Origin of the sequence: Pseudoalteromonas galatheae, from assembly GCF_005886105.2 — a bacterium.
Classification (GTDB): domain Bacteria; phylum Pseudomonadota; class Gammaproteobacteria; order Enterobacterales; family Alteromonadaceae; genus Pseudoalteromonas; species Pseudoalteromonas galatheae.
Window position 1 is genome coordinate 1894079 of the sequence record NZ_PNCO02000001.1, and the last position, 12555, is coordinate 1906633.

Annotated in this window: 9 protein-coding genes; 5 read left to right on the plus strand and 4 right to left on the minus strand. The window is 43.2% G+C overall.

Going from position 1 to position 12555, the window contains the following annotated elements; all coding sequences use genetic code 11:
• Nucleotides 1–7: 7 nt before the first annotated feature.
• Entirely contained in the window at nucleotides 8–1903 is a 1896-nt protein-coding gene (locus CWC29_RS08280; RefSeq protein ID WP_128725988.1) for a DUF294 nucleotidyltransferase-like domain-containing protein, read from the minus strand.
• 358 nt (nucleotides 1904–2261) lie between these two features.
• On the opposite strand from CWC29_RS08280, the gene astB reads away from it, so the two are divergent.
• Complete coding sequence (gene astB, locus CWC29_RS08285; RefSeq protein ID WP_138523096.1) at nucleotides 2262–3602, plus strand: N-succinylarginine dihydrolase; 1341 nt, start codon at nucleotides 2262–2264, stop codon at nucleotides 3600–3602.
• Between the two features lie 73 nt (nucleotides 3603–3675).
• Here the strand turns inward: astB and CWC29_RS08290 are convergent, their stop codons facing one another.
• The gene (locus tag CWC29_RS08290) at nucleotides 3676–4662 is read right to left on the minus strand and encodes a WD40 repeat domain-containing protein (protein ID WP_138523098.1); all 987 of its coding nucleotides are present in this window, start codon (nucleotides 4660–4662) and stop codon (nucleotides 3676–3678) included.
• 116 nt (nucleotides 4663–4778) lie between these two features.
• Here CWC29_RS08290 and CWC29_RS08295 point away from each other — a divergent pair, with 116 nt between their 5' ends.
• Nucleotides 4779–5228 carry a hypothetical protein gene (locus CWC29_RS08295; RefSeq protein ID WP_138523100.1) on the plus strand — a complete coding sequence of 150 codons (450 nt, stop codon included), beginning with the start codon at nucleotides 4779–4781 and terminating at the stop codon, nucleotides 5226–5228.
• A 75-nt stretch (nucleotides 5229–5303) separates the two neighbouring features.
• On the opposite strand, the gene CWC29_RS08300 is transcribed toward CWC29_RS08295, so the two are convergent.
• A complete protein-coding gene (locus tag CWC29_RS08300) occupies nucleotides 5304–7574 on the minus strand; it encodes an acyl-CoA dehydrogenase (protein ID WP_138523102.1) in 2271 nt (756 codons plus the stop codon).
• 350 nt (nucleotides 7575–7924) lie between these two features.
• On the opposite strand from CWC29_RS08300, the gene CWC29_RS08305 reads away from it, so the two are divergent.
• From CWC29_RS08305 to CWC29_RS08315, 3 genes are all read left to right on the plus strand, one after another.
• Nucleotides 7925–9745 (plus strand): M2 family metallopeptidase, encoded by a 1821-nt coding sequence (locus tag CWC29_RS08305; protein WP_138523104.1) that lies wholly within the window; start codon nucleotides 7925–7927, stop codon nucleotides 9743–9745.
• A gap of 174 nt (nucleotides 9746–9919) precedes the next feature.
• Complete coding sequence (locus tag CWC29_RS08310; protein ID WP_138523106.1) at nucleotides 9920–10726, plus strand: ABC transporter permease subunit; 807 nt, start codon at nucleotides 9920–9922, stop codon at nucleotides 10724–10726.
• Nucleotides 10723–11616, plus strand: a complete 894-nt coding sequence (locus CWC29_RS08315; protein ID WP_138523108.1) for an ABC transporter ATP-binding protein — start codon at nucleotides 10723–10725, stop codon at nucleotides 11614–11616. Before CWC29_RS08310 ends, CWC29_RS08315 begins: the two co-directional genes overlap by 4 nt.
• A 237-nt stretch (nucleotides 11617–11853) precedes the next feature.
• On the opposite strand, the gene CWC29_RS08320 is transcribed toward CWC29_RS08315, so the two are convergent.
• Nucleotides 11854–12318, minus strand: coding sequence for a nuclear transport factor 2 family protein (locus CWC29_RS08320; RefSeq protein ID WP_138523110.1), 465 nt, complete (start codon nucleotides 12316–12318; stop codon nucleotides 11854–11856).
• Between the last annotated feature and the right edge of the window lie 237 nt (nucleotides 12319–12555).

Genomic DNA, 12555 nt, shown 5'->3' on the forward strand with positions numbered 1-12555 from the left:
TACACCGCTACTTCATCATGGATTTGTTTTGATAGCGAAACTTTAAAAAGCTCTGTGCTTTGTCTAACACGCCAAAAGCTTCTTTAAGGTTACGCTGTTCAAAATCAGAGAGTGTTTCTGGTGGCAAGCTGTTATCAGGCTTTTCGCCCTGCTCAATTTGCCATGCTTGGTGACGAATACGCATAATGGCGATGTATTCAAGCGCAGCTTGTAGATCTAGCACCTTGCCCTTTGGCAGTATATTTGCTTCATCAATATCTTCTAATCGTTCAAAGGAGTTTTGTTTTTTAGAGCCAACACCAAGGGCATGTACTCGAACCAAGTCTGAAAGCGGCGCTGTGCCACGGCGCTTTATATTCATCGATCGCCTATGTTCACCATCTTGCTCAAGGACAAATCCATTAAAAAAGCCCAAAGGCGGTGTTCTTCTTAGCGCATTATGCGCCATCGCGGCCAAAAATTTAGGGGTGTTTTTGGCCTTTTTACTGATAAAAGCAGTGAGTTTCTCAGCCCATTTTGTTTCACCCCATACGCCCTCTAAATCAAAGAAAATCGAGCTATTAAGCAATGCCTCAGGCCGTGGATTTTCTATCCAGTCTTCAAATTGTGCTAACCACTGACTGTAAGTTAAGCGCCAAGTCGGGTTGCTTGCCATGATCCCACCATCACAATATTTATAGCCGCAATTGGCTAGACCATCACACACAAACTTAGCCAACTTTTCGAAGTAAGTGCCATGTTCTGCGGGTTGATAACTGTCATCCAAGATCAGTGCATTATCCTGATCGGTCACAATTAATTGTTCGTCCCGAGCCATTGAACCGAGCGCAATAAAACAATAAGGGATTGGTGGTGGGCCTAATTTTGCTTCCGCAAGTTCGAGTAACTTATGTTTAAACGTTTTACCTATAATCGACATCGCAGACCCAATCATGTGTGAGTTAGCGTCTTCATTCACCATACGAGTAAAAATTGCAGGAAGCTGTTTGGCATAACTACTTAGGTCTTCAACACTTTGCTGGTCCATCAGCCCCCTAACAAACAATAGACTGCTTTGAGACTCATAGCGCAAAATGTCGGATAGCGCGACTACCCCTATCGGCTTACGCTTATGTACAACAGGCAAGTGATGTACGTTGTCTCTTAGCATCAGCATCATGGCTTCGAAGACATAGGCATTGGAGTCAACAATAATAAGATCAGTCGACATAATCTCAGAGACCGGCGTTTGATAATTCAGCCCCTCTGCGACTACTTTTGTGCGAAGATCTCTGTCACTGATAAGGCCAACCACCTGACCATCATCTTCATCTGGATCTTCGACAACAGGTTTCTCGGGATCATAAATAAGTAGTGATGACACATGCTCTTTTGCCATCACTTGAGCTGCCTGCTGTACCGTGGCATTACGTTCAACATATACCACATCGCGTAGCAATAGTTTACGCACTTTGGCCGTGGTTAAATCATTGCTATCGGCTTGCTCAGAAACTGTGATTTTTAGTCTGGCATTATCGTCTGCTTCAAAATAATCAGCAAACGCTTCATAAACGTCGCAATACTCATCAAAGATGCCTACAGGAATGCAATACACCAGCGTATCTTCAAGGCTTTGAGCACCAAAACGAACTTTACGGTTCATCAATAAACCGCGCTGGCCAAAGATCCCCCCTGTGGAAATACGATTATATAACTCACCTGAGCGCCGATAGAGCTCAACAGCACCAGAGCGGATCACATATAGGTAAGTGATCTGCTCCCCATATTCCAAAATGCCACTGCCCGCTCGGTAATAACCTACTTCAACTTGGCTTGCGAGTTTATATAGTGCCTCTTGAGGCAAATCCGAAAATGGCGGGTAAGCTACTAAAAAATTGGCAATTTCCTGATGTTCAACTTCCATGGTTTGCCTAGATATAAAAAGAAATTTAACCCTATTGTGGGCAACAAGGGATAAATTTGCAATGAAAGCTGGTTTAACTAGAACAACTAAATAAAGGCGAAAACTAAATAAAGGCTGCCGTCATTACTTTTGCCACTATCTACCATCACGCCCAGACAACTCTATCACGTGTAGTCGAGTCTCAGACAAAGTGAGCAATTTCATTGAAATAGGCTAATTTAAATTTTCTATCAATTTATTTTACGATGGCCGCATGCTAAATAAGTACAAACGTCTTATTTGACTGATGCCACTTTAAAAACCAGCGAAACCGCCTCATACTAGTTATCTATAACTATTCGCAACAGGAACCGCACTTATGACTTATGAAGTCAATTTCGACGGCTTAGTAGGGCCAACACATAATTATGCCGGATTATCTTATGGTAATGTCGCGTCACTTTCTAACGCTACCAGTGTTTCTAATCCAAAAGAAGCGGCATTGCAAGGTCTTGAAAAGATGAAAGCAATGCATGATATCGGCCTAAAACAAGGGGTATTTGCACCTCATGCTCGCCCAAGTTTAGCCCCACTGCGCCGCGTTGGCTTTTCAGGCACGGATGCACAAGTCCTGGAAAAAGCCTATAAATACGATCCTATATTGCTTCGAGCTTGTTACTCAGCCTCTGCGATGTGGACGGCAAATGCGGCGACGGTATCGCCTTCTGTTGATTCCAGCGATGGCAAAGTTCATTTCACAAGTGCCAATTTAAACTGCAAATTCCACCGTTCAATAGAACCAGAAACCACCACGAACTTACTCCGTGCTATGTTCGCCAATGCGCAATATTTTGCACATCACCAGCATTTGCCTGAGCAACCTTTTTTTGGCGATGAAGGTGCTGCGAACCACACTCGCCTCGCCGATAGCCATGGCAGTAAAGGTCTACAATTATTTGTGTACGGTTCAAGTGGCTTTAACAGCGATATAAAGGGTCCTACTAAATATCCTGCTCGGCAAACATTAGAAGCAAGTCAAGCGATTGCAAGGCTACATAAATTGGATGATAAGCAAGCAATTTTTATCCAGCAAAACCCAAATGTGATTGATCAAGGCGTGTTCCATAATGATGTCATTGCGGTGGGCAATGAAAATGTATTGTTTTGTCATGATCAAGCTTTTATTGATCAAACCACTAGTCTAACTAAAATTAGACAAGCGTATATCGGTGAAAAGCCTTTGCATATTGTCGAAGTTCCGACGCATGCTGTGAGTGTTGAAGACGCAGTAAAAAGTTACTTATTTAACTCTCAATTGATCACCTTGCCATCAGGCGAGATGATGTTGGTAGCACCGGAAGAATGTGCGAAGAATGATAACGTAGCAGCGTATATCGAATATATGCTCGGTGCAAAAAATCCGATTTCGCAAGTACGCTTTTTTGACTTACGCCAAAGCATGCAAAATGGTGGTGGACCTGCGTGTTTGCGATTACGTGTAGCCCTCAATGAAGCTGAGCTAAAAGCGGTAAATCCAGAAGTGATGATGAGTGAAGATAAATTTATTCAACTAAGCGCGTGGGTCAATAAACATTATCGCGATAAAGTCACAGAGCAAGACTTAGCTGATCCGAGCCTACTGCAAGAGTCCTATGCTGCACTGGATGAACTCACGCAATTGCTCAATCTTGGTAGCGTATACGACTTCCAACGCGCCTAATTTCAAGTTTTGCTTGTCGAACTGCAATTAATCCAAGATTTGGATAATTAGCAAAGGGAGTGCTTTCACTCCCTTACTTTTTAGCAAGTACATTAACCGCCCAGGTCTCAAACATACCATCGCTATTTAGCGTTACTAAAGTGTCTGGGTTTGGGACATACATATCGACTACCGTCGCCCCTTCTCTTGCTGTATGAATAGACCAAGTACCAAGTTCTTCTCCGCTTTCATAGCGCCAGATGGAGAGGTGAGACTTTGACGATGATGTCGCAAGTAAGCCCGAGCCAGAAATAAATTTGGCCTTTCTAAACATCTTAAAGCGGGCCATATATTTTAGCTCACTGAGCTGCTTTCCAGACTCAAAATCCAGCACATGTTGCGCATTCAACCCATCTGAGACAAATAAATACTGCCCATCAGGGCTTACTGTTAAACTAGTAACTCGATGACTAAATTGATGCTCATACAAAGGTTCTGGTGATGCAAATTGCCAAAGGGCAACCAGCCCATCTTGCGCGCCTGTAACAAAATAGTCGCCACTATCGTCAAACGCCAAATGCTCAATTGGTCGGGTATGAGGCATAAAGCGATTGTTTAACTTAGTGAATAGGTCCGCCATATTGAGTGAGCCATCGTCCATCGCAACGAGCAAACGCTGATTGTTATGAGAAAGTGCTAAAGCAGAAATCGAAGCTAGTGGACTCACCCCAGCAAAGGGTACGTTCGTTATCAGCTTTTGCTTTGGAACAGACCAAATTGAGATAAGGTTTTCACCCGCCACGATGAGCATCTCCTTATCATCAGACAACAAAATTGCTTTGACTGGCGTTTTTATTTTGTCTTTAGGTACTGAGAAGATGACTGACTGATTGGTATTGTCATATATATGGATTTCAGAATTGCTGTCTAATGTTACACTCCACTTTCCATCTTTAGAAAAATGCCCAAGTATTATGCCGTTTTGTGTTAGCTGGCTTGTAACCCCTTTACTGATTTCAGGCTGCGATCCACACCCAACCAAAAATAAAGCTAACCAAGCTAGTGATATTAAACGAGACATCTTAAACCCTTAGCACATAATACATTTATTTCATTTACTGGCTTTACATATCGGCTGTAAGCAGACAAACTTAACTCATTGTGAATAATTTTAAACTGCATATGATGTATTTTAGCATGACGAAGTCACTTTTTAAGCAAGCTTTCGTTGTCTTAGCTGCGATGGTTTTACTTTCCGCATGTGGCTCAGAGGATAATGTCAGAGGTGACAAGGACACTCCCGGATATGCCGCAACAATGTACTTTGACGCACTCTATAATCAAAAAGATTTAGACGCTGCAATGAAAATCGCCACGCCCCGTCACGCGCGTATCATGCGCTCCTACGGTACCGCCTCTCAATTCGCCAGAAATTTAGTGAATATGCAGTACGATGAAGTCACTATAGAAGTTGACATGACTAATCAAAGTCTGCGCGAACAGTATGGCGACAGCGCAAAAATTAATTTAATTTTTACAGGTCAACTCCACGGTGAGCAAGTAGATGACATGCGCAGTGTCAGTATGGTGCGCAAAAAAGGCAAATGGTACGTAGATAAGGTACTAGCCGATCCCTTTGCACGTTAACTAAAGAATAAGAAAGAAAAGCCCCGCTGTCGGGGCTTTTTAACAAATTAGCTGATATCCCTCTGCCACAACGAACTAGCTGGGCGTTTTTGCATCAACAGCAATCGCTTTTGCAACTAACGTTTCAATACAAAAGATGGTTTCAGAACTCTTATCATCAATCACCTTGTCGTCCATTGCGATACTGAGCTTTTCATTCAATGTCTTACCCACCAGTTTCATACTATTTTGCTTACACCACTTACGATATTTTGCCATTAATGGAGCATGCGCTTTTTCCAGTAAATAAGCATGTTCAACCGTATCTACCGCCGAGTGTTTTACCACGGCACATAGATGTGAGATACGCTCACGGGTCGAGTTGTGTTCAGAAACATTGCTACACACCTGCACCGCTAATTTATCGCTCGGTGCTTTGACCCACTTACCAACAGGAAACGCCAAACGTTTTAATAAAAATGCCAGTGGCGCTACAGTAAAGTTATCACAAAATGCATAAATAGCCTTACTAGCTTCGTTAAGACAGTGATCTAAGGCAAACTTTACCAGCGGTAAATCCCCTTGCTGACGGCCATCATCTTCGTATTTTTTTAACACACACGAGGCGATATAAAGAAAGCTCAAGACATCCCCTAGTTTTGCAGAGAGCATTTCTCTACGTTTTAGTGAACCACCTAGCTTTAACATGGCAATATCGCTATACACAGAGAGCGCTTGACTCAACCACGTTAGGCGTCGGTAATAAAGCGCCACATCACCACTAACTGGCGCACGTTCAAAACGTGCAAGTGTGAAGCCATTAAAAAATGCCTTAAGCCCATTCACAGAGGTATGCTGCAAGTGTTTGCAAAGCACTTCATCAAACTCTTTCAATGCGATTACTTGATCGTCTTGCTTTACGATACTCATTTCTTTGATGATGAAAGGATGGCAACGCGTTGCACCTTGACCAAAAATCATCAAGCTTCGAGTTAAAATATTGGCGCCCTCAACGGTAATAGAAATCGGCATTCCCATATAGTTGTGGGCAAGATAATTCATTTCCCCCATTTGAATAGCCTTACCGCCATGAATATCCATCGCATCATTTAATGCCACCCTTGCATGTTCCGTGAGGTGATACTTGGCAATTGCAGTGACTACCGAAGGACTTTGCTTTAAATCAATTGCCAATGCAGTAGTTTGTCTCACCGCTTCAATTAGATAGCTATAACCGTAAATTCTGGCTAACGCGCTTTGCACACCCTCAAAGGCAGAGATAGGTACACCAAATTGACGACGGACACCGGCGTAAGCCGAAGTCGTTCTGGCACTTAATTGTGCAGTTCCCGCGCTCAGCGCAGGCAAAGATATCCCCCGCCCAGCACTTAAACACGACACCAGCATGCGCCACCCTTTCCCAATACCTGCCTCCTCGCCTATCACCCAGGCCATTGGAATAAAAACATCTTCGCCACTGGTTGTGCCATTCATAAATGCTTGCCCCAACGGGTTATGTCTGTCTCCAGTTTTTACACCTTCATGTGCAGTCGAAATAAGAGCACAAGTGATCCCAAGCTCTACTTTGTTTGAAAGCAATTGTTCTGGGTCGTAAACCTTAAACGCAAGTCCGAGTACATCAGCGACAGGCGCCAACGTGATATATCGTTTTTGCCAAGTTACCGCAAGTCCAATTTGCTTTTCTCCCTCAAATTCACGCTCACACACAATAGCAAAGTCTTGAATGCTGCCTGCATCCGATCCCGCCTCTGGAGAGGTCAATGCAAAACAAGGTAGCGCCTCACCCGAAGCCAGCTTTGGCAGCCAAGTATTCTGCTGCTCATTGGTGCCATAATGAAGCAGTAATTCCGCAGGGCCTAAACTATTCGGCACCATCACGGTCACTGCAGTAGACAAGCTACGACTGGCTATTTTTGCAACAATGGTGGAGTTTGCCTGAGCACTAAACTCCCGGCCACCAAAGGCCTTTGGAATAATAAAAGCAAAAAAGCCCTTTTCTTTCAAAAATTGCCAAACTTCTGCAGGCAAGTCTTGAGCCTCAGATATTTTTTCTTCATCAAGCATCTTTAACAGCGTATGTAGTTCGTTATCTATAAACGCCTGTTCTTCATCGCTCAGCTTTGGCTTATCATTACTCAACCACTTTCGCCAATTCGGCTTACCCGAAAACAACGCACCATCCCACCAGATACTCCCCGCTTCCATCGCTTCTCGCTCAGTTTGGGAGAGTTCAGGTAATGACGTCTTGAAGTAGTTAAAGAGCGGTTTAGTGATCAACTTAACCCTGATATCACGGACACAAAATACTACCACTATGGCCAATATCACCAATAAAACTAAAGTCATATGCACTCCTTTTTGCAGGCTTCAAATGCGGCCTTTTGATACAATTGACTGCCTTAATTATGGTTAATAATCACACTAACTCAACTTTTATCTGTACTCGCATCTCATTGTTTGTCCATCGCAAAATTGTCGTTTTTAAGTCGTCCTGCTATTATTCCTGCCACCACAGCAAAAAATGATGCTTTGCTGCGCGTAAAAGCCGCGCCCACTACGAATTAGTTGTTCATACGACTAATACTAATTGGATTAATTTTAACAATTAACCCAATTAGTGTAGCTGGCTATAGATACTGAAATGCCGTCTAGTGTTAAGTCGGCTCGTGTATTAATTAAAACAACAAGTGAACCCTATGAAACCAAGATTTAAGTTAAGTGTTGGCGCACTCATCGTTGCCAGTACTTTTGCACTCTCTGCCTGCAAATCCACTGAAACTACAAATAAAGCGTTATCAGAAGCCGATGCAGTTGCATTTTTAGATAAGGCGTCAGAACAGCTGGTTGACCTTAACTTCCGCTCGAGCCGCTCAGCTTGGATTTACGCGAATTTTATTACTCATGATACCGCTTCACTTGCTGCGGATGTGAATGAGGAATACACCGCTGCGCTTGTAGAACTTGCAAACCAAGCAGCACAATTTGATGGCTTAGCGCTAAGCAAAGATACCCGCCGCAAACTTGACAAATTGAAGCTAAACCTAACACTACCTGCACCAAAAGATGCTGACAAAACAGCGGAACTTGCAAAGCTCACTGCAGAGCTTGATGGTATGTACGGAAAAGGCAAATACTGTAAAGATGATGGCGCTTGCCTAAGCCTTGGCGACATGACTGCTAAGATGGCGAATAGTCGCGACTATGAAGAGCTTTTAGACATCTGGCAAGGTTGGCGTGAAGTGTCGAAGCCGATGCGTCCACTCTATGAGAAGCAAGTGGTGCTTACCAACGAAGGCGCTAATGAGCTAGGCTACGCAGACACAGGTGCCATGTGGCGTAGTAAGTACGACATGCCAGCGGATGACTTTGCAAAAGAACTTGACCGTACTTGGAACCAAGTAAAGCCGCTATACGATTCCTTGCACTGTCATGTAAGAGCCAAGCTTGGTGAGAAATATGGCGAAGATAAAGTGCCTCAAGACCAACCAATTCCTGCACACTTGCTTGGCAATATGTGGGCACAGAGCTGGGGCAATATCTATGACCTAGTCGCGCCAGAAAACGCAGATCCGGGTTATGATGTAACGGCGCTACTGGCTAAACACAATTACGACGAAATCAAAATGGTAAAAGGTGCAGAAAAGTTCTTCACCTCTATGGGTTTTGCCCCATTACCTGAAACTTTCTACGAACGTTCTTTATTTATTAAACCACAAGACCGCGACGTACAATGTCATGCATCAGCTTGGAACTTAGATGCCAAAGACGACCTACGCATCAAAATGTGTATCCAACGTACAGGTGAAGAGTTCTCTGTTATCCACCACGAACTAGGCCATAATTTCTATCAACGCGCTTACAATCAGCAGCCTGTATATTACCAAGAAAGCGCCAACGATGGCTTCCACGAAGCTATCGGCGACACTATCGCGCTATCTGTAACACCTGGCTACTTAAAGCAAATTGGCTTGTTGGATAACGTACCGGATGAGTCAAAAGATATCGGGCTATTGATGAAGATGGCACTCGATAAAGTTGCATTCATTCCATTTGGTCTACTCGTCGACCAATGGCGCTGGAAAGTATTCTCTGGTGAGATTTCCCCAGCAGAGTACAACCAAGCGTGGTGGGAATTAAGAGAGAAGTATCAAGGTGTTAAAGCACCAGTTTCACGTACCGAAAGTGACTTTGATCCAGGTGCAAAATACCACGTACCAGGTAATGTACCTTACACTCGTTACTTCTTAGCGCATATTTTACAGTTCCAGTTCCACAAATCACTTTGTGAAATTGCTGGCAGCAAAGAAGCCATTCACCGCTGTTCTGTTTACAACTCGAAAGCGGCTGGTGAGCGTTTAAATGCGATGCTTGAAATGGGTAGCAGCAAACCTTGGCAACAAGCACTTAAAACGCTAACAGGTAAAGATGAAATGGATGCAACAGCAGTACTTGACTACTTTGCACCATTGCAAAAATACCTAGATGAGCAAAATAAAGGCCGTAATTGCGGCTGGTAATTGCTAGCAAATACAGACTAAGAAACGGGCACACTTAATCGTGCCCGTTTTTATTGGTTTAATTTTGTTACAGTTCAGTAACTTCCTTTTTTAGCGCCAATCATATACGCTCAAATCAAAGTCAGCCTACCGCTCTAGTAGTGAAAGTCTGTGTTGTCACTTGCAAGGATCCTTATGAATATAAAAAGAATTGGCTTAATAGCCATCTTTGAATTGCAACGCTTGTTTGCAACGAAGCGCGGATGGATAGCCATCGCCGCATTTGTTTTGGTTTGGTATGCCATTTTGCGCTACGCCATTGCAGAAGCGGTATCCATTGTCAGCGACCCCAACTTCAAAAATATGATCCAGAGTTTTTCCGGCGCCGTTGGTATGCATCGTATTGCCCAGTGGCCCGAAATGGAACTTGCATTGTACTTAGTTTGGTCAATCTTCTTGTTTCCTCTTTTTGTGATCTTTTCAAGTGCAGATCAAACCGTAGAAGATAGAACTCGCGGTACATTGAGATTTCTAACCCTGCGCACATCTCGGGCTGAAATTGTTGTTGGCCGCTTTGTTGGGCAGGTATTCAATACATTGTTGCTCATAGCCATTTCTGCTCTCGGCGCTTGGATATTGATGGTGGTGCGCGACCCAAGCTTATGGCTCATAGGGCTTACCCGAGCGACATTAATTGTTTTAGAGCTAACGCTTATTACTGCACCATTTATTGCCCTGATGTCTGTAGCTAATCACTTTGCTAACTCAAGCAAAATGAGCATGATTTACGCGATTTTGACCTACTTAACACTCGCCACTTTGGTCGCTTTTGCACTTGAGTACAGCCCTTACGCAGAATACCTTTTTTATCTATTTCCTGGGTTCCAAGGCTCAGAAACCATCGCACAGAATATCAACCTCACTCGCTTTGCCACACCGGTGCTGCATAGCTTCGTATTGATTGCAATTAGCTGTGAACTATTAAGAAGGCGTGCGCTATGAGTTGCATTATTGAAGTTAATAATTTAGTGAAAGAATATGGACGAAAGCGCGCACTAGACAATGTCTCTTTTATCCTAAACGCGGGTTCACCCATTGCGCTTGTCGGCCCAAATGGTGCGGGTAAAACCACTCTTTTTAGCACGCTTTGCGGGTATCTAAATGCCGATGCTGGCAGTGTTCAAATTTTAGGCCACAAGCCTGGCAGCGCTGCACTTTTTGGTCGCCTTGCCGCACTTCCACAGGATGCTCAGCTCGACCCAAGGTTTTCTGTCAGTAATCAGCTACGTTTATATGGACAGCTTCAAGGTTTAGATGCGAAAGCGGCCGAAAGTGAAACACACAGAGTGCTTGAGCTTGTCGACCTCAAAGACTGCTATCACGCCAAGCCTCATGAGTTATCTCATGGCATGCGAAAACGTATCTGTATTGCCCAAACGCTACTTTCACAACCTGAAATTGTACTGCTTGACGAAGCCACGGCTGGATTAGATCCCGTGAATGCTCGTGAGATCAGAAATCTCGTGAAAAGGCTTCAATCTGAAACGACCTTTATTTTGAGTTCACACGATTTAGTAGAACTCGATGATTTATGCGATCAGGTATTACATTTGCAGCATGGTAAATTAACCGCTGTTGACCGTATTCAAGAAGCAGAGCTTGCCACGCTGACTGTAAAACTTAAAGAGTCTGGCACCAGTAGTCATATAGCGCTTTTGAAAACCTTACAAGGTGTTGAAGAGGTGACAGTAAATGCCAGTGGCGCCCTGCTTATTGAGTATCGTAGCGGCCAACAGGTTGATATTGATGTGCTCCGACTTTGCCGTGAACAGGGTTGGCGTTACAAGTCGTTAGTTAACGGTAAAACACTAGAAGATGAACTGTTCGGCTAGCACACGGTTAGTTTAGTTAACCCGCCCTAGCATGTAGGTTGACACTTTTTGAGATTAAAGCGCTCGATGAATTTCATCGGGCGTTTTTTATTTTTGGGCCGAGTGTAGCCTTCGTTGATTATAGATATCGGTGGATTGTTTAGAGCCAAATCGCTCATCTCAAATCATCTCATGACAAATCGGCTCAAATCGCTGACACCCACCTCTAATTTGTGAAAGCGTTTGTATGGTTATAGATTACCCGTGGTGTCGACGGATGTGCGTAACTAAGCCCGCTTGATTAAACTCAAGTGATACAATATTAGTTTTACTATACTCAATAGTTTTATCTAAATGAACAGGTTTTACTTTACCTGATTCGGTCATTTTTACAAAGACGACATTAGCACCAACCATTATCTCATTTATTTCTATCGAACTATGGATGACTTTATCTTTTAGTTTATTAATCATATCCTCTCGGAGTTTAGATTTATCTTTATAAGTAAATTTAAATTTGACGTGTTCATCGATAAAGTCATCAGAAAGCAATGAGATATAGTTTTCTATCTCTTTAATTGTTGTATTAGGTTGTTGACGCGCGTTTTTTGCCGCTACAAATACTTTTGCTTTCTCAATTAGTTGCTCTGATGTGAAATTATCATTTGCACTACTAGAAAATGAAAAAAGAAAACAAAATAACACTAATATAAATTTATTCACGGTTTTTTCCTTCCTGCTATGCCTAGACATAATGAATCCTATACGATGCTAGCCTCCGCTTCTTCGTGAGTTAGCTTAAAGCCAGTACCATACTTGGCTTGTCCAATAACTAAACAGTATAGGCTAACATGAATGAACAAACATAACATACTTTTCATTAACCAAATCGCTGACACCCACCACTAATTTGCATCCTCTAAATATACCGCCTAAGCTCTAATTCTGCACTCAAAGGAT